The organism is Roseateles sp. L2-2, from assembly GCF_050613215.1.
Lineage (GTDB): Bacteria > Pseudomonadota > Gammaproteobacteria > Burkholderiales > Burkholderiaceae_C > Roseateles > Roseateles noduli.
This window is the reverse complement of the sequence record NZ_CP192509.1, coordinates 1,831,670-1,850,162: the sequence shown is the minus strand read 5'-3', so window position 1 is coordinate 1,850,162 and position 18,493 is coordinate 1,831,670. Positions and strand designations below refer to the sequence as shown.

At 71.1% G+C, this 18,493-nt stretch carries 13 protein-coding genes; 2 read left to right on the top strand and 11 right to left on the bottom strand.

The features are described from left to right. Window positions 1-9: 9 nt before the first annotated feature. The 3 genes from ACQZ13_RS08415 to ACQZ13_RS08405 all read right to left on the bottom strand — a co-directional run bounded on the left by ACQZ13_RS08415 (window position 10) and on the right by ACQZ13_RS08405 (window position 7,009). Window positions 10-3,174, bottom strand: coding sequence for an EAL domain-containing protein (locus ACQZ13_RS08415; protein WP_431051001.1), 3,165 nt, complete (start codon window positions 3,172-3,174; stop codon window positions 10-12). A 71-nt stretch (window positions 3,175-3,245) separates the two neighbouring features. Next, window positions 3,246-3,932 carry a FecR family protein gene (locus ACQZ13_RS08410; RefSeq protein WP_431050999.1) on the bottom strand — a complete coding sequence of 229 codons (687 nt, stop codon included), beginning with the start codon at window positions 3,930-3,932 and terminating at the stop codon, window positions 3,246-3,248. Between the two features lie 38 nt (window positions 3,933-3,970). Continuing rightward, entirely contained in the window at window positions 3,971-7,009 is a 3,039-nt protein-coding gene (locus ACQZ13_RS08405; protein ID WP_431050997.1) for a CHAT domain-containing protein, read from the bottom strand. Between the two features lie 379 nt (window positions 7,010-7,388). Between ACQZ13_RS08405 and ACQZ13_RS08400 the strand changes: the two genes are divergently transcribed. Beyond that, window positions 7,389-8,360: a hypothetical protein gene (locus ACQZ13_RS08400; protein WP_431050995.1), complete on the top strand. Its 972-nt coding sequence runs from the start codon at window positions 7,389-7,391 to the stop codon at window positions 8,358-8,360. Window positions 8,361-8,367: 7 nt separating this feature from the next. On the opposite strand, the gene ACQZ13_RS08395 is transcribed toward ACQZ13_RS08400, so the two are convergent. The 8 genes from ACQZ13_RS08395 to ACQZ13_RS08360 form a co-directional block, all read right to left on the bottom strand. After that, a complete protein-coding gene (locus ACQZ13_RS08395; RefSeq protein WP_431050993.1) occupies window positions 8,368-11,115 on the bottom strand; it encodes a M16 family metallopeptidase in 2,748 nt (915 codons plus the stop codon). Between the two features lie 108 nt (window positions 11,116-11,223). Further along, complete coding sequence (locus ACQZ13_RS08390; protein WP_431050991.1) at window positions 11,224-12,426, bottom strand: MFS transporter; 1,203 nt, start codon at window positions 12,424-12,426, stop codon at window positions 11,224-11,226. Next, window positions 12,423-13,844, bottom strand: a complete 1,422-nt coding sequence (gene rmuC / locus ACQZ13_RS08385; protein ID WP_431050989.1) for a DNA recombination protein RmuC — start codon at window positions 13,842-13,844, stop codon at window positions 12,423-12,425. The genes ACQZ13_RS08390 and rmuC overlap by 4 nt, the downstream gene beginning before the upstream one ends. A gap of 13 nt (window positions 13,845-13,857) precedes the next feature. After that, window positions 13,858-14,841 (bottom strand): 2-hydroxyacid dehydrogenase, encoded by a 984-nt coding sequence (locus ACQZ13_RS08380; protein WP_431050987.1) that lies wholly within the window; start codon window positions 14,839-14,841, stop codon window positions 13,858-13,860. Between the two features lie 98 nt (window positions 14,842-14,939). After that, window positions 14,940-15,671, bottom strand: a complete 732-nt coding sequence (locus ACQZ13_RS08375) for a nitroreductase (RefSeq protein WP_431050985.1) — start codon at window positions 15,669-15,671, stop codon at window positions 14,940-14,942. Beyond that, entirely contained in the window at window positions 15,668-16,138 is a 471-nt protein-coding gene (locus tag ACQZ13_RS08370; protein WP_431050983.1) for an acyl-CoA thioesterase, read from the bottom strand. The genes ACQZ13_RS08375 and ACQZ13_RS08370 overlap by 4 nt, the downstream gene beginning before the upstream one ends. 45 nt (window positions 16,139-16,183) lie before the next feature. Then, on the bottom strand, window positions 16,184-16,534 hold the full coding sequence (locus ACQZ13_RS08365) for a cupin domain-containing protein (RefSeq protein ID WP_431050981.1): 351 nt from the start codon (window positions 16,532-16,534) through the stop codon (window positions 16,184-16,186). A 132-nt stretch (window positions 16,535-16,666) separates the two neighbouring features. Then, the gene (locus ACQZ13_RS08360) at window positions 16,667-17,605 is read right to left on the bottom strand and encodes a histone deacetylase family protein (protein ID WP_431050979.1); all 939 of its coding nucleotides are present in this window, start codon (window positions 17,603-17,605) and stop codon (window positions 16,667-16,669) included. A gap of 266 nt (window positions 17,606-17,871) precedes the next feature. On the opposite strand from ACQZ13_RS08360, the gene phaP reads away from it, so the two are divergent. Next, the gene (phaP, locus tag ACQZ13_RS08355; RefSeq protein WP_088403355.1) at window positions 17,872-18,429 is read left to right on the top strand and encodes a TIGR01841 family phasin; all 558 of its coding nucleotides are present in this window, start codon (window positions 17,872-17,874) and stop codon (window positions 18,427-18,429) included. Window positions 18,430-18,493 lie beyond the last annotated feature (64 nt).

Sequence of the window (18,493 nt, the reverse complement as noted above, 5' to 3'; positions counted from 1 at the left end):
CGGCGCTCTTCAAGCGCCGGGCCTCTTCCACGGCACCGTCTGGATGAGCCGCTTCGCCTCGTCCGCCGGCAGGGCCTTGGCGAACAGCCAGCCCTGCGCCACCTGCACGCCGAGCTCTTCCAGCAGCACGGCCTGCGCCTCCTCTTCCACGCCCTCGGCCAGGGTCTGCTTGCCGAGCGCGTCGGCCAGGCCGACGATGGTGCGCACGATCTCGCGCGACTCGCGGCCGGCGCCCAGCCGCATCACGAAGCTGCGATCGATCTTCAGCGTGTCGAACGGGAAGCGGTGCAGATAGGCCAGCGACGAATACCCCGTCCCGAAGTCGTCGATCGACAGCTTGAAGCCCATCCGGGCCAGCTCCTGCAGCACCTCCGCGCTGCGCTGCGGATTGGCCATCGCCATGCTCTCCGTGACCTCGAGCTTGAGCTGCGAGGCCGGCACGTCGCCCAGCGCCTTGAGCGTCTCGCGGGCGTCGTTGAGCAGTTCGTCGTCGCGCTCCAGCTGCACGCCCGACACGTTCACCGCGATCTCGCCCTTGAAGCCGATCTCGCGCCAGCGTCGCAGCTGCAGCGCGGCCTCGATCAGCGTCCAGCGGCCGATCTCGACGATCTGGCCGCTCTCCTCCGCCACCGGGATGAAGTCGCCGGGCATCACCATGCCGCGCGTCGGATGCTTCCAGCGGATCAACGCCTCGAAGCCGAGCAGCGTCCGGTCCGACAGCTTCACGAAGGGCTGGTAGTGGAGCTGGAACTCGCCCGCCTCCAGGCCGCGCGCGATGTTCTCCTTCACCCAGCGCCGCGATTGCTCGACCAGTTGCTGCGCCGGATCGAACAGGCGCGCATGACCCGCGCCGGCGGCCTTGGCGCGGGCCAACGCGCTTTCCGCGGCGGCCATCAGGTCGTCCGGGCTGAAGTTGCCCTGCCCCGTGTAGGCCCAGCCGGCGCAGGCGGTGAGCCGATGCGCGCCGGTGCCCTGCCCGGCGTCGACGGTGTCGAACAGGAACGGTTCCTCGATGCGCGCCAGCGCCCATTCGGGCACGCGGTCGACGAGTGCGCCGGCTTCGATGCGCGCCTCGAAAAGCACGCCGAACTGGTCCGCGCCCAGTCGCGCGACGACGCGTCCGGCACGCGCCGTGCGGCCCGAGCCGCCGGCCAGGCGCCGCGCGCTTTCGACCAGCACGGCGTCGCCGGCCAGCAGGCCGTGGCGCTCGTTGAACGCGCGGAAATCGTCCAGGCCCACGAGCGCGACGGCGACCGGGACGCCGGGGGTCGGATTGGCCAGCCGCTGCGCGACGAGTTCGACGAACAGCGCGCGGTTGGGCAGCCCGGTGAGCCGGTCGTGCATGGCCTCGTGCGCGACCTGCGCCTGCAGCCGTTCGTTCTCGCTGATGTCGGTCAGCGAGCCGGCCATGCGCACCGGCTTGCCGTCGCGGCGCACGGCCGCACCGCGCGCCAGCAATGCCCGCGCCTGCCCGCCCTGCTCGAAGCGGAGCACATGGTGGAACTGGAAGCTGCGGCCTTGCAGATGCGCGTCGAGGTCCGCGCGCAACAGACCCGCCGCCGCTTCGTCCAGCGGGCGCGTGAAGCGTTCGATGCCACGTGCGGCGTCCGCTGACGCCGCTCGTTTCCCGAATCGCCAGAAGCCGCGCTTCGCGCCGGCCGGTTGCTCGTCCGCGCCCCGTGCGTCGCCCATCAGCGCGAGCCAGCGCGCCGAGACGTCGAGCTGGTCCGACGCGATGTCCCAATCCCATAGCCCGTCGTTGGCGCCCTGAGCGGCAAGCGCGTACCGTTCTTCGCTCACGGTGAGGCGCCGCAGCGCCTCGCGCCGCCGGGACTGATCGGCGAGCGCCCGCAGCGTCAGCGCGGCGAGGCTCGCCGCTGTCACGGCCAGCAGCGGGTAGGCGAGCGAGAGGACGAGATGTTCTTCCTCGAAGGCCCACTGCGCGCCGTAGAGCCCGCCGCCGACCAGCAGCGCCACGATCGTCAGCCCGCGCCACAGCGACCCACGCGCGAGCAGCAGCGCGCACAGCAGCGGCAGCACCAGCAGCGCGCCCGATTCGGCGAGCGCGGCCCACGGCGGTCGCGTCAGCGAGCGACCGGTCAGGATGTTGTCGACGACCGTCGCCAGCCGTTCCATGCCGGGCAGACCGGCGTCGAAGGGACTCGGGAAATGGTCGCCGGCGCCCAGCGCCGACACGCCGATGATCACGATGCGGTTGCGCAGCGCGTCCTCGGGCACCTTGCCGTCGACGAGGTCGGCCATCGTCACCGACGGGAAGGTGCCGGCCGGGCCGTAGTAGTTGACGCCCTGCCGCGACAGCAGGTCCAGCGGCACCTGCAGCGTGCCCCAGCGGATGTCGCGGCTCCAGCGCAGCGTGGCCTCGGACCACGGCTGGCGCATGGCGTCGCCGGCGATGCGCACGGCCAGCGACGGATAGACCTCGCCGTCCAGCGACAGGGCCGGCAGGTCGTGACGCAGGCTGCCGTCCACCTCGCGCTCCGCCTGGACATGGCCCAGCGACTTCGCCGCCGACAGCAGCGGCTCCGGCGGCGCGTCGGCGCGCTCCGGGAGCAGCGCGCTGCGCGGCGTCCCTTCGGCGCGCATGAAAGCCTGCGACAGCAGGCCGGTCGGCAGGTCCCCGGAAGGCGAAGAGGCCGAAGCCGACGCTGAAGCCGAAGTCGCGGCAGCAGACGCGGCAGCAGACGCGGACGCGGACGCGCCGGCATCGCTGCCGCTGGGGTGGGCGGCGGGCGGCAACGCGAACGGCAGCAGCACCGGCACACCGCCGCGCATCGCGGCGGCGAGCGCCGCATCGCTGTCCGGCTTCGCATCGAGCAGCAGCATGTCGACGGCGATCAGGCGCGGCTTGGCGGCCTGCAGCCGCGTGATCGCGTCCGCGAGCAGCGGACGTCCCGGCGCCATGCCGCCGAAGCGCGCGGCGCTGGCGTCGTCGAAGCGCACCAGCGTGATCGGATACGTCGTCCCCGGCGCGATCCGACCGCGCCACTGCACCTGCGCGTCCTGCACCACGCCGTCCAGGCGCGCCAGAGGCCCGGCCTGCAGGCGCGACAGCCACAGCATCGCCACGGCCCCCGTCACCAGCAGCGCGACGATCAGTTGCGCCCAGGCCCAGCGCGACGGCCAGCGCCATGCACCGCCCTGGTGGCGGCGCAACTTCGATCCCGGAGGTACGCCGGGCGAGGCGTTCGAAGACACGCGGTCCCGGCGTCGCGACGGGCTCGCCATCAGACCCCCGACAACCGGTCCAGCACCGCGCGGACCCGGTCCGCCGGCCATTGCGTCGCGGCGGTGCAGCCTTGCGACACCTCGCAATCCGTGCCGCCGGAGCGATCGACGAGCACCGGCAGTTGCGCGCCCAGCCCGCGGGTCCGCCCCGCGGCGCGCGGTCCCGGCAGCACGGCCACCTGGCCGGACTGCACCAGCACCGCGGTCTGCTCGTTCTCGCCCACCTCCACGAGGAACTCGGTGCCGCGCACCGCCGTCACCGCCGACGGGGTGCGGACTTCCCACTTGCCCGAGCCGGACGGCGTGACCTTCTGGCTCAGCAGACCGCGTTCCAGCAGCAGGGACACGTCGCGCGCGCCGTCCGAATAACCGGGCATCACGCCCGTGCCGGCGTCGATGCCGAGGTTCAGCCGGGTCAAGGTCAGCTGGCTGCGATCGCCGACGACCAGGCTGGACCCGTCCGGGCAGCGCAGCCGCACGCGGCCATTGTCGCCGGTGCGCAGCTGGGCGCCCTCGCCCACCTTGTCCCCTAGCCTCAGCGGCTGCGTCTGGCCCGCGACGACACGGGTCGCATCGCCCGCCAGCGCGGCCACTTCGCAGGCCTGCGCGTGCGCGGCGAGCGAGACCATCGTCATCGCCGCGATCAGCGCGGCCTCCCTCAGCACGTGTGTCATCGTTGTCGTCATGGTGTGTTCATCGCGAATGAATGCGGCGGGCGACATCATCACTGCGCCGGATCGCCGAACAGCGCGTAGGCCGCCCAGTAATACGGATGCGTCCAGCGGCCCTGCCCCTCCTGGCCGTCGGCGAGCTGCAGCTGCGCCCGGCGCAGGCCGCCGGCGCGAGTATCGGCGGGCTGCAGCGCCGCGCCGGTCAGCGCGGCGGCGGAGGCCGATTCCACAGCCCAATGCGTCGCCAGCACCGAGCGCGCACCGGCAAAGAAGAAACCGCGTACCAGGCCCGACATCGCCGCGCCGCCCTGCTCGCCGGCGGCCGTGTTGCAGGCCGACAGCAGCACCCACTGCGCGGTCATGCGCAGCGTGAGCACGTCGTCGAGTTCCAGCAGCGGTGAGGCGGATTCCTCCGTCTCGGCGGCCAGCGCCAGCGCCGGCTTCGAGATGCCCGGCAGTTCGCCCGGCATCAGCCCGTGGGTCGCGAAGGCCAGCACGCGACGATCGGCCAGCGGCGTCGCCAGCACCGCGCTGCGCGTCGCCGCCGCGCCCAGCCGCAGGTCGACGACCGGATCGGCGCCGAGCGCGCGCGCGATGGCGAGCAGCTCCGCGCGCGTCTCGGGCAGCGGCGGGATGTCGGCATAGCGGAAACCGAGTTGCGCGTCGTAGCTGCCCGCCGCGCGCGTCGGCGTCGGCGCGAGCAGATGTCGGGCGTTCGCGCTGGACTTGGTCTGCAAGATGGCCGCGGCAGGCGCCGACGTCCGGCCCGTCCCGCGATCGAACACGGGATCGCCGAAGCCGAGGAGCGCCTTGGGCGCCGGCGTCGTCGGACTGCCGCGACGCAGCGACTGCAACGACGCGCCCGAGGGCAGTTGCACCACGGCGTGCTGACGCAACAGCCAGGCCACGGGCCGGCCGGCCGCTGGCGCTTCGGTCACGAGCGCCGCGAACGGCAGCCCGGCCAGCGGTCCGTCGCCCGCGACGATCAGCGTGTGCAGCCCTTGCCGGTCCAGCGGCGCCAGCAGCTCGCGATGCAGCGCGTGCAACTCCGGCAGCGCCTGCGCGAGCGGCGTCTCCCGTCCCGCCGGCATCGCGCTGAGATCGAGGCGCTCACGCAGCGTCTTCACGCGGCGGGCCAGCGTCGCCGCGCCCTGCGGCATCACGCGGAACTGCGCCGGCGCGTCGGCGCGCAAGAGCCAGATCAACGTCTGATCGTCGAGCGCGTGGACGACCAGCAATCCCTCGCCCGCGCGCAGGCGGGCGCTCAGCGCCGCGGCGCCCGGCGTCGCCGGCGTGATCAGGTCGGCGTAGGCGGGATAGGCCGCGGCCAACTGCTGCCGCTGCGTCGCGAGCGCCTCGCGCGCCGCGGCGGCCGCGCCCTGCTGCGACTGCAATTGCTGGCGCAGCGCCTTCAGCGCGTCCTCGCGCGGCTTGCGCTGCTCCTTCGGCAGCGCCTTGAAGGCTTCGCTGGAGACCTCCTTGCGAAGCTTGTCCTCGTCCGCGATCAGCGCGGCCACCTGGCTGTACTGCCCCGACGCGGCCTTGCGCAGCGTCTGCTCGCGGTCCAGCAGGCCGCGCAGTTCCGGCGTCGCCGCCAGCATGCGCGCGGTGCTGTCCGCCAGCGCGCGCTGCGTGCTGCCCAGCTTGCGGCGGTCCGCGATCTGCAGCGCGCGATCCACCGTGGCCGGCGGCAGGACCTCGCCCGCGACCGCTCGTCGCGCCGCCTGCGCGAGGAACTCGTCGAACGCCAGCCCGAGCACGAAACCGCGGAAGCCCCGCGCGTCCAGATCCACCCAGCCGTCGCTGCGGTCCAGCGTGGCGGCGAAGAGCTGCTCGTAGTCGCTCATCGCGCCGCCCGTGTCGCCGCGCAGCAGCCGCACGACGGCGCGCACGCCGGCGCTCTCGCGCGTCTGCGGATGGTCCTGGCCGTAGATCCGCGTGCGGTAGCGCAGCGTGCGCTCGGCGGTCTCCAGTGCTTCGTCCAGCCGCCCGGCCTTGGCGGCGAGCAGCGCGCTCAGCCGGTTGTCCTGCGCGCGGCTGCGCGCCACGCCGTCGGCGCCGAGTTCGTCGAGGAACTGGCGATAGGCCTGGTCGGCCTCGGTCCAGCGCTTGAGGCCGAGCAGCGCCCGCACGATCTCCTGGCGCGCGAGCCAGCGCGTCTGGCTCGCCGCCGACGCATTCGCCTTCGCGAGCATCGCCTCGGACTGACGCGCGGCGGCCAGCGCCTCTTCATGCTGCTGCGATGCGTTGAGCGCGGTCGCCGCGCGGTAGTGCCAGCGCGCGCCGAGGCCGTCCTCGAGCTGCCCCGCCCGCCACAGCGCGAGGTTGTCCTGCGCGATGTCGGCCGCCTCGCGCGTGCGGCCCTGCGCGACCAGCGCGTAGACCAGCATCCCCTGCGAGCCGTCCAGCCAGCCCTGCCAGGCCCGCAGCGTGTCCGCCGGGACGCGCGCGCCGTCCGCCGTCCGCAGGAGTTCGCGCGAACGCGCGACCGCCTGGCGCAGCGTCGCCACCGCCGCCGCGCCGTCGCCGGTGAGGCGTTCGACTTCGGAGCGCACCTGCAGGCGATCAATCGTCAACGGCAACCCGGGCTGCTGCCGGAGCGCCTCCGCCGCCAGCGCGTCGGCGCGGCTCCAGGCGCGCAGCATCACGTTGCGGTCCTGTCCGCCGTTGGCCAGGAAGTAGGTCTGGCGCAGCGCGACGCCCGCGCGGGCGGACGCGCTGAGCTGCCTGTCGGCCATGAGCGGCTCGCAGGCCGCCAGCGCGGCGCCGGAGCTGCCCCAGGTGTATTCGGTGATGAGGTAGAGCCGGATCCAGCCCTCGCCGTCCGGCCGACCACGGCCCAGCGTCATCAGAGACTTGGCGATCTCGATCTGTCGTGCGCGATCCTCGATGCGCCGCGCCGCCGGCCATTGCCGCTGCAACAGCGCGTAGCGCGCGTCCGGCGCATCAGGCAGAGGCTCCGCGAGCAGACGACGCGCCTCCTCGACGCTCAACCCGCCCGCGACCGCATCCTGCGGCTCCGCGTCCTCGGCCGCCGCGCCGATCGGCGCTTCCTCCTGCGCCCGCACGCCAGGCGCCAGCAGACCGAGCATCGCGCACACGATCGCCCAGGTGGCCAGCCACGGTTCGGTTGCTCTTGTCGGCGCGCATCGACGCCGCGTCGGTGTCCGGCGCGTTCCCAACATCTTGTGCGGCTCCTGACCGGCATGAGCCGGCCTGACGGCCATCCTAGGTGAACGCCGACAGGGGTCCAACACCGCACTCGCGGTGTTGAACGCTCATCTAGCCAACACCGCACTCGCGGTGTTGAACGCTCATCTGGCCAACACCGCGCTCGCGGTGTTGAACCGCTTGTCCAGGCTCCGCCGACAGCGCCCCCGCACGCCGGGTTGCGGCCTTGTCCGACAGACCGCCCCGGCGTTTGTCTCTTAAGGTGAATCAACGGCTTTCGGGCCAGCGATGGAGTTCGCCATGCGTTCCTTCCCGTCCCTTCCCCCGCTGCCTCTCGGACGGCGCTTCTTCCGTGATGCGAAACACCCGTCGTCCCATCACGGCGCGCTGTTCTGGCTCGCGCATGCCGCCGTGCTGCTGGGGCTGCTCCTGATCGCCACCGAAGTCTCGGCGCAGCAAGGGGCCGGGCTGCGCGCCCAGTACGACCAGCTCGCACCGCAACTGGCGCGCAGTCCGTTCCAGAAGCCCATCGTGCTGAGCTCCGCCGACGACACGGAGCGCCCCACCGGGGAGATGCACGCGGTCGTCCAGCATCCGTTCGGCACGCTCTCCGGCGCGCTGCGCAACGCCGACGCCTGGTGCGACCTGCTGACGCTGCCGGCCAACGTCAAGCGCTGCGCGGTCGAGGACGACCAGGCGCCGGTCGCCACGCTGCACATGGCCGTGGGCCGCAAGTTCGACCAGCCGATCGAGGACGCCTACGCGCTCGACTTCCGCTTCCAGGTGCTGGCGGCGCAGCCGCAGTACCTGCTGGTCGAGATGAGCGCCAACAAGGGCCCGATGGGCACGAGCAACTACCGCCTGACGCTGGAGGCGGTGCCCATCGATGCGAAGCGCTCTTTCGTGCGGCTGCGTTATGCCTACGTGAACAACTTCGCCGCGCGCGTCGCGACCAGCGCCTATCTGTCCACCTCGGGCCGCGACAAGGTCGGATTCACCGTGGTCGGGCGCGAGAGCGACGGCCAGCCGCGCTACGTGGGCGGCATCCAAGGCATCGCTGAGCGCAACACGATGCGCTATTTCCTCGCGATCGAGTCCTACCTGGACACGCTGCCCGCGCCAGCCGAGCAGCGGCTGGACCGGCGTCTGCGCGACTGGTTCGCCGCCACCGAGCGGTATGCGCGCCAGCTCCACGAGCAGTCGCTGGAGGAGTACGTCGCGATGAAGCACAAGGAGGCGCGCCGGCAGGTCGCCATCGCGCCGGGCGGCTGAAGCGCCGTCAACGCAGGTCCTTGAAGTCTCCGACCGTCGTCACCACGAAGTCGTCCAGCCGGATCCTGCGACGCCAGGACCGATTCACCTGCTCGATCGTCGCTGCCTGGATGGTCGCGTCACGCTGCGCAGCCTGCGCCCAGGTTTCGCCGCGGTCCGCTTGATCGAGCAGCAGGTCCGCCACGGTCATGTCGTCGGCAAGCGCCAGCCGGCGTCCGGCCAGCAGCTCGGTCTTCGCGAGGGCGAGTTCGTCGGCCCGGATGCCGTCGCGCGTCATCGCGGCCAGTTCCTCGCGGACGAGCGACACCGTCAGGTCACGGTTCTGCGGTGCAAAGAGCGCGGAGACCGTCAGGGCTGCGGCGTCACCGACGTCGCCCGTGGACATCCAGGCCCGGACGTCATAGCTCAGCCCCGCCTGCTCCCGGATACGACGGGACAGCCGGCTCTCCGGCGAGCCGCCGAGGATCCTCGTCGCCAGCGCCAACGGCACGTAATCGGGGTCGCGCTCGGACAGCGCGAAATCCACGCGCATCGTCATCGCCGCGCCGGCCTTGTCCCGCGCCACCACATCGAAGCGCGCCGCAGGGATGACGTCAGCCTTCGGTTCGTGACGGACGAATCCCGGCGCCGATGGCTTCTTCCAGCGACCGAACAGCCGCTCGATCGCAGCGTCCAGGCCGTCCGGGATCGCCCCCACCACCGACGCGCGCGCCTCGTTCGCCGACCAGTAGGTCGCATGGAAATGCGCCACGTCCGCCAAGGCTGTCGCCCGCAGCTCGGCGATCGCCTCATCGAGGGACCTGGCGTAATCCGGATCGCCGGGCTTCACGCCCCGGGCATGGTTGTAATGCTCGCGCGCGGCGGTCCGCCGCAGCGTTTCCAGCTCCTGTCGCGATCCCTCCAATCCGGCGATCATCTCCGCCTGCCGGCGGTCGAACGCGTCTTGCGGCAGCAGCGGGTGTTGCATCACGTCGGCTGCCAAGGCCAGCGCTTCAAGCAGATGGGGACGTTCCACATCGATCGCCAGGCTCGCGCCCTGATCTCCGCTCGTCAGACTGACGTGGGCCCCCAACGTGCGGAGCTTGTCCTGCAACGCCTGCCTGGGCATCGTCAGGCTGCCCTCGAGGAGCAGGTCCCCGACCATGTCGGAGCCGCGATGGCGGAAGGTGTCCTCTCGCCCGCCCCAACGCAGATCCATCCGCAGGACCACCTTGTCGCCGCGCGTGCGTTTCGCCAAGGTGATGAGTTCGACGCCCGACGGCAGCCGGCGGGTCGTCGTGCGCGTCGCCAGCAGCGCCGGTGTCGGATCGAACCGTTCCCCGGCCGCCACCGTCGGCGGCGCCTTCAGCCCGGCCAGGCGCACCGTCGGCGGCGCAGCATCGGGGATGTCCACGCGCTCCACCTGCTCCGTCGGCAGGTAACGGCCCAGCGTCCGGTTGGCGGGGCGCAGATAGGTCCGTCGCACACGCTCGATGTCGTCCAGCGTCACGGTCGCGACTTCCGACATGAGCAGGAACGGCAGACGCCAATCGGCCGCGCCCTCGTCCGCGATCTCGTCGATCAGCGCCTCAGGTCTTGTCATCAGTTCGCGAGACCACTCGTTGGCCCCGGCAAGCACGCGCGCGAGTTGCGACTCGTCGAACGCCGGCCCCGCACGTCCCTCGAGGAGGTCCAGCAGCCGAGCCTCGACGGCGACCGGATCGCCGCCGGGAGGCAGGAGGGCGACGACCCCGAGACCCCCGCGCTCCGCCCTGCGGAACCCGATCGCGCCCGCGGCCGATGCCAGCCCGGTCACGATCAGTTCCCGGTGGAGCGGACCTCCCGGCGCCTCCGACAACATCAGCTCCAGGACCAGCAGTGGCGCGGCGTCGGGATGCGTCGTCGCAGGGGCGTGGTAATGCGCCATCAGCGTCGGCTGGCCGCCGATGCGGCGTACGACCACGCTGCGCTCGCCGTCCTGCGCCGGTTCGACGGTGTAAGTCCGCGGGAGGGGATCGCCGGGCACCTCCAGCGGTCCGAACAGGCTCGTCACCCGGGCCAGCACCGCTTGCGGATCGAAGCGTCCGCCCACGATCAACATCGCGTTGTCGGGTCGGTAGTAGCGCCCGTAGAACGCCTTCAGGCGCTCGATCGGCACGTTCTCGATGTCGCTCCTCAGACCGATCGTGGCGTGTCCGTAGTTGTGCCAGTCGTAGGCCACGCCGAGCACGCGCTTCCTCAGGACCGCCATGAAGTCGTTCTCGCCGCTCTCGTACTCGTTGCGCACGACGGTCATCTCCGAGTCCAGGTCGGACCTGGCCACCAGGCTGTTGACCATCCGGTCAGCTTCGATCTCCAGCACGGTGTCCATCGTCGCCGGGTCGGCGTTGAAACGCGCCATGTAGCGGGTGACGTCCGCCCCCGCCCGCGCGTTGGCGCGAACGCCGCGGCGCCCGAGGATCTCGTAGATCTTCGGATGCGTGGGCGTGCCCTTGAACAGCAGATGCTCGAGCAGGTGGGCCATGCCGTACTCGCCCGCAGACTCGTGCCGGCTGCCGACCCGATAGACGATGTCGACCGACGCGGTGCTCATCGTTTCGTCGGGCAACAGCAGCAGCTGCAGACCGTTGGCCAGGCGATATTCGGAGATCCCTGCGAACTCGCGCACCAGGCCGGGCGGCCTGGTCGGAGCGGCGGCGTCCGCCCGGAGCGCGATGCAGAAAGCGAAGGGAAGCAGCAGCGTCGCCCGCCGCATCGATGTCAGGTTCAAGCGCATGGTCCTCATCCGTCGTTCCGCGCCGCGATGGGGCGGCGCCTCAACGTCAGTGAGGAACGCCGGACCTTCGGTGCACAGTGAGCGGCGAGGTCGGCGCGGCTGGCCGCCTCAGGGGAGGCGACGCGGCGAAGACTCGATCCGCCGGGCGGCCCATTGCGCGCCGACCAGCACCGAGGCCATCAGCCACAGCGGCGCGGCCGCGACGCTGGCGGCGGCGAGCACGCCGAAGCCCAGCGGCATCGCGACGGTGGCCCCGTTGGCCGCCAGCATGCGCAGCCCGAGCGCCTGACCGTGCCGGTCCGGCGGCGTGACCTGGTGCATGGTGGCGAGCACCATCGGCTGCACCGCGCCGAGCGCCAGGCCCAGCACCGCCGACCCGAGCATCAATCCGAGCGTGCCCGGCAGCCACGCGTAGACGAGCAGCGTCAAGGTCGCGACCGCCATGGCGGCGCGCAGCGCCTTCACGTCGTCGATGCGATGGGCCCAGCGCACGATGGCCAGGCGGACCAGCGTCGCCGCCGCGGCGAAGCTGCCCAGCACCAGGCCGATGCTGGACGCGGACAGGCCCTTCGCGTGGCCGACCACCGGCACGACGAAGCTGTGGGCGTCCCAGCACGAGGACATCGCGACGTTGACGATCAGCAGATTGCGCAGTCCCGGGTCCTTCAGCAGATCCCAGGCGGGCCGCGGCTTCACGCCGCTTGCGGCGGGCGCCGGCGGATGGCGCGGGACGCGCTTCGCGATCGCCCCGGCCGCCAGCGGCAGCAGCGTCGACAGCACCAGCGCGGCGGTGAAGCCGGCCGTGTCGATGACGATGCCGGTGATCACCGGCGCAAAGGCATTGGACAAGGCCGGACCGAGCGCCACCCAGCTGAACACGCGCTTGAGCTGCGAGGCGTCGTGCGCCATCAGCCCGGCCTCGCGCTGGATCGCGACGGCCGCGATCGCGACGGCGCCGCCGCAGCACAGGCAGCCCAGCGCCAGCAGCCAGACCCATCCCAGCACCTGCGCGATCAGCGCCAGCACGGCGCCGGCGAAGGCCATCGCCACGCCGATGCCCACCGGCTTGTGGAAGCCGTGGCGATCGGCCAGCCGGCCGGCCCACAGCGACAGCCCCAGCGGCGCGACGGCGAACAGGCTCAGCAGCACGCCGACGAAGCCGCCGCCGTAGCCCTGGTTCAGCACCCACAGCGTGGCCGCCACGCGCGTCGTCGCCATGCAGGCATGCACGGCGACCAGCGACGCGATGACGGCCGCGAAACCGGCGTTCAAGCCGGTATAGCCCCGGGCCGACGACGCGTCGTGGGTCATCGGGCGCTGCCTTCGTCCTCGAAGTCGGCCGCGACGTTTTTCGGATTCGCGGGATCTGTGGGATCCGAGGCGTCCACGGCGCCGGCGATGCCGAGCTTCAGCACGCGCGCGGCCTCGTCCTCGGGCAACGCCTCGACGGACTTCAGCTCGCGGGTCATGACGCGGGTGCGGCGCTCGGCGAGCTCGATGTTGTTGCTGGCCTCGTCGAGCTTCTTCTTCGTCTTGGCCAGCACGTCGCCGAACTTGCCGAACTCCGTCTTCACCGCGCGCAGCACGTCCCACACCTCGGCGGAGCGCTTCTCCAGCGCCAGCGTGCGGAAGCCCATCTGCAGGCTGGACAGCGTCGCCAGCAGCGTCGTCGGACCGACCAGCATCACCTTGTGCTCGCGCTGCAGCGCCTCGCTCAGGCCGGGGCGGCGCAGCGCCTCGGCGTACAGGCCCTCGGTCGGAACGAACAGCAGCGCGAAGTCGGTGGTGTGCGGCGGACCGAGGTATTTCTCGCGGATGCTCTTCGCTTCCAGCCGCAGCCGTGTCTCGATGGCGCGGCCGGCCAGCTCCGCCGCCGGCGCGTCGGCGCGCTCCTGGGCGTCGAGCAGACGTTCGTAGTCCTCGCGCGGGAACTTCGCATCGATCGGCAGCCAGATCGGCTGGCCGTCGTCGCGCTGGCCCGGCAGCTTGAGCGCGAACTCCACGCGGGCCCCGGTGCCCGGCACCGTCTCGACGTTGGAGGCGAACTGCTCCGGCGTGAAGACCTGCTCCAGCAGGGCCGCCAGCTGCACCTCGCCGAAGATGCCGCGCGTCTTCACGTTGGTCAGCACCCGGTTCAGCGAGCCGACGTCGCGCGCCAGCGTCTGCATCTCGCCCAGGCCGCGGTAGACCTGCTCCAGCCGCTCGGCGACCTGCTTGAAGCTCTCGCCCAGCCGCTGTTCCAGCGTGGCGTGCAGCTTCTCGTCGACGGTCGCCCGCATCTGCTCGAGCTTCTTCTCGTTGTCCTGCTGGATGGCCTGCAGCCGGGCCTCGACGGTGCGGCGCGTCTCGGCCAGGCCGGCCTCGTTGCGCTGCCCCAGCGCCTGCAGCTGTTCGGTCAGCACCGTGGTCATGCGCGACGCGGCGGCGTCCTGCGCTTCCCGCGCCCGTGCCGCCTGCTGGCCCAGCGCCTGCTGGAACTGCGTGAGCGTCGCCAGCGTCTCCTGGCGCAGCCCGGCGTTGCCGCGGCTGAGCTCGTCGCGCAGCGCGCGTTCCAGGCGCTCAAGGCGTTCGCCCGACTGCTGCATGAGCGGCGCGAGCGCCGCCGCCACCACCGTCGAATCGCCGCCGTCCGAAGCACGTCGCCGGGTGAGCAGCACCACGACCACCACGACGAGAAGGATCAGGATCAGCCCGGAGAGGCTCAGCTGCAGCAGGTCGGGAAAGGACATGCGTCCGATTCTCTCAGCGCTTGAGCACCTCGGCATTCAAGGCCGTCGGGGGCACGCCGCCGGTCAGCGCGGCGATCAGGTTGTCCACGGCCAGGTCGCTCATCGCGCGACGCGTCGCGATCGTGGCGCTGGCGATGTGGGGCGTCAGCACGACGTTCGTGCAGGCGAGCAGGTCCGGGTGCACCGTCGGTTCGCCCTCGAACACGTCCAGGCCCGCGGCGGCGATGGTGCCGGCCCGCAGCTCCGCGGCCAGCGCCGCGTCGTCGACGACCCCGCCGCGCGCGATGTTGGTCAGCGTCGCGGTCTTCTTCATCAGGCGCAGCTCGCGCTGCCCGATCAGGTGGTGCGAGGACGCGCTGTACGGCACGACGATGACCAGGTGGTCGGCGCGCCGCAGCAGCTCGTCCTTCTCCACCCATTGCGCGCCCAGCGGACCTTCCTGGTCGGCCGGCAGCCTCGAGCGGTTGTGATAGATCACCGGCATGCCGAAGCCGAGGTGGCCGCGCCTGGCGATCGCCGCGCCGATGCGGCCCATGCCGAGCACGCCCAGCGTGGCGCCGTGGATGTCGGCGCCGGCGAACATCGTCACCGACCACTGCTTCCATTCGCCGCGGCGCAGGAAGTGTTCGCTCTCGGTGATGCGGCGCGCGGTGGCCATCATCAGCGCGAAGCCGAAGTCGGCCGTGGTTTCGGTCAGCACATCCGGCGCGTTCGTCACCACGACACCGCGCGCGGTGCAGGCCGGCACGTCGATGTTGTTGTAGCCCACCGCCATCGTGCAGACGGCCTTCAAGTCCGGACAGGCGTCGAGCAGCGTCGCGTCGATCTTGTCGCCGCCGGCGATGTACGCGCCGGCCTTGCCCTGCAGGCGGCGGATCAGCTCGTCCTGCGACCAGCCGGTGTCGCTGTCGTTGGTCTCGACTTCGAAGTGCGGACGCAGCCGGTCGACGATGTCGTCGAAGGTCTTGCGGGCCACCAGGACGCTGGGCTTGCTCATGGACGCATCTCCTTGCAGGGAAGCGTCGACTGTAGGCCGGCCGCTCCGGGCGGCCGCACGAGGATCGCCCACTGCTGCGGGAAATCAGCCCCGGCGTGTCACTCCAAGAAGCGGGTGAAGGAGGCGACCGCGTCGCGCTCGGTGACCAGCGTGTTCTCGACCGCGTCGGGATCCGCGTAGCCCAGCGACATGCCGCAGACCAGCTGCTGCTGCGGCGACAGGCCGAGTTCCTCGGCGATCACGCGGTGGAACTGCGTGAACGCCGCCTGCGGGCAGGTGTGCAGGCCGCGGCCGCGCGCGGCGACCATCAGGTTCTGCAGGAACATGCCGTAGTCCAGCCAGCTGCCCTGCTGCATCACGCGGTCGATGGTGAACATCAGGCCCACCGGCGCGTCGAAGAATCGGTAGTTGCGGCCGTGCTGCTCGTGCATGCGCAGCTTGTCGCCCTTGGTGATGCCCAGCAGGCCGTACAGGTCCCAGCCGACCTTGCGGCGGCGGTCGATGTAGGGCGACACCCACTCGCGCGGGTAGTAGGCGTACTCCTCGCCGTGGGTGGCGAGCTCCTCGGGATCGTCATAGGCCGACTGGATGCGCGCGACCAGCCGGTCCTTGGCCGCACCGGTCAGCACGTGGACCTGCCAGGGCTGCGTGTTGGTGCCCGACGGCGCGCGCGCGGCGACCGCGAGCAGCTCCTCGATCAACGCACGCGGCACCGGCGTCGGCAGGAAGGCCCGCATCGAATGCCGCGTGACGATCGCGGCCTCGACGGCGGCGGACTGCTCCGGCGTCGGGGAGACAAAGGGATCCGGGAAGGACGCGGGCAAGGTCATGGCATCTCCAGCGCGGCGAGCGCTTTCACATAGGACTCGGGCAGTTGCGCCACCGGGCGGCGCGAGGCGCGATCGACGTAGACATGGACGAAGTGTCCGCGCGCCGCGCACAGCGGCTCGCCTTCGGCGAACAGGCCGATCTCGTAGCGGACGCTGGAGCGGCCGCGCTTCGCGACCCGCAGGCCGGCCTCGACCTGCTGCGGGAAGGCCAGCGACGCGAAGAAGTTGCAGTGCGTCTCGATGACCAGGCCGATGACCTTGCCGTGGTGGAGGTCCAGCGCGCCCTGCTCGATCAGGTAGCGGTTCACCGCCGTGTCGAACAGGCTGTAGTAGACGACGTTGTTCAGATGGCCGTAGAGGTCGTTGTCCATCCAGCGCGTCGGCACGGGCAGGAAGCGGGCGAAGGCCTCGCGCGGCTCTGGGGCCGGGCGCGCCTCGACGGGCTTGGCGGTGGAGTCGTCGGTCATGGCGCCGATTCTTCCACCGCCGCGCAGGGTCAGGTGTCGCGCGGGCTACTGGAGCGGGTCCAGGACCGTATTCCCGCCCTGCCAATCGCGCGGCACGATGTCGAGCAGGTGCAGCACCACCGGTTCGGCACCGACCTTGACGCCGTAGTGCCGTTCGCCGATCGATTCGACGATCAAGTCACCCGGTCCGAACACGCGTTCACGTCCCGTCCGGACCTGCACGACCTTGAGTTCGCCTTCGAGCACCCAGCCGAAGCGCGGGAAGGGGTGGTGGTGCTCAGGGAGCGGCTTCGCGTCGGCAAGCACGAACGGCGTGGCGATGGCCTTGTAGTCCCTGGGCCATGTCAGCGGCTGGTCGGTCCAGGTCCGCTTGAGGTTGCCGGCCTCGACGATCATCCTGTTCTTCTGCTCCTCGGAGATCGTTGGCAAGGCGGCCGGCGCTGTCGCGACGTGCGAAGCGCAGACATGGAAAGCAGGAACATCGGTCGGGACATGAAACACGGGGCGGACTCCGATATGAAATCCGATTCAGTGCGTTCTCCAACGCCCCCAGGCACGCGCTGCGGCCTCCAGCGTCCGCATCTGCACGTCGACGGTGACGCTCAGGTCCTCGCCGTAGCCGCCGGCCATGCTCAGGGCGACCGGGATGCGGCGTTCGAACAGCGCATCCAGCACGATCCGGTCGCGGCGCAGCAGCCCGTCCGCGCTGAGCTTCAGGCGACCGAGCCGGTCGCCCTCGTGCGGATCGGCACCGGCGAGGTAGAAGGCGAGCTGCGGCGGCCGCTCCGCCATCCGCCGCCACACCTCGGCGAGCGCGTCCTCCAGCGCCGCGAGGTAGGCCGCGTCGCCGCACGCGTCGGGCAGACCGACATCCAGGTCGCTGGCCTCCTTGCGGAACGGAAAGTTCTTCTCGCCGTGGATCGAGAGCGTGAACACGCTGTCGTCGTCCTGGAAGATGCTGGCCGTGCCGTTGCCCTGGTGGACGTCCAGATCGACCACCAGCACGCGCAACCCCGGACGCTCCGGATGCGCGCGATGCCATTCGGCCTGCATCAGCCGCGCCGCGACCGCGACATCGTTGAAGACGCAGAACCCGCTGCCCTTGTCCGCATACGCGTGGTGCGTGCCGCCCGCCAGGCTGGCGGCGACGCCCTCTTCCAGGGCGGCGCGGGCCGCGGCGATGGTGGCGCCGACCGAGCACATCGAGCGTCGCGGCAGTCCCGGCGCCCAGGGGAAGCCGATCTCGCGCTGCGCCGCCGCGCTCAGCGTGCCGTGGAGAACGGCGTCGATGTAGTCCGGCGTGTGGACCAGCGCCAGCGCCTCCGGCCCGGCGGCCTCCGCCACCTGGGGGCGCATCACGCCCGGGGCCCGCTCCACCCGCTCCCGCAGCATCTGGTACTTGGACTGCGGGAATCGATGTCCTGGCGGAAGCGCCAGCGTCAAATGGTCGTAATGGAAGGCGAGCATGGTGGCACGCTAGCAGAGCGTCGGCGAACCCGCCTCAACGCTGGCCGGGGGCCCTTCAAAGGGGGTTCTCAGAGGACCACGGAGAGGGCAACGGAGAGGGCCCTGAGAGGGCTGAACCCGAACTTTGCTGCGATGCACAAAAAGTGCTTGCAATCATCGTCCGGGGTCCTATACTGACTCCATGCTGCACCGCAACAAATGTGTGGCGACGGCGCTCAGCCCGCCGCGTTGTCCCCGGCTGACCTCATTCCTCAAGGAGATTTCGCATGCTGACTGCTGACCAAGTGCTCGACCAACAGAAGAACCTGCAAGCCTCGTGGTTCGGCCTGACCGCCAAGGCCTTCGAAGGCTACGAAAAGCTCGTCGAGCTGAACCTGCAAGTCGCCAAGACCGCGCTCGGCGAAGCCGCCGAGACCGCCCAGCAAGCCATCACCGTCAAGGACCCGCAGGAACTGTGGGCCCTGCAGACCGCGCTGCTGCAACCGTCGGCTGAAAAGGCCGTCGCCTACAGCCGTCACCTGTACGACATCGCCACCTCGACCTCCTCCGAGTTTGTCAAGCTGGCCGAGTCGCAGGTCGCCGACGCGCAAGTCAAGTTCGGCGCCGTCGTCGACAACGCCACCAAGAACGCGCCGGCTGGCACGGAAAATGCTGTTGCTTTGGTGAAGTCGGCGGTGGCCGCGGCCAACAACGCTTACGAAAGCCTGCACAAGGCCGCCAAGCAAGCCACCGACATCGCGGAATCCAATTTCAACGCCGTGACCAGCACGGCGGTGAAGGCGACCCAGACCGCCGCCCGCAGCGCCAAGCGCGCCACGGCCTGAGCGAGCAAGTTGCCGTATCGGTTGTCTCCTCGGTACCCAAGGAAGTCAAGCTTCCCAAGTGCCC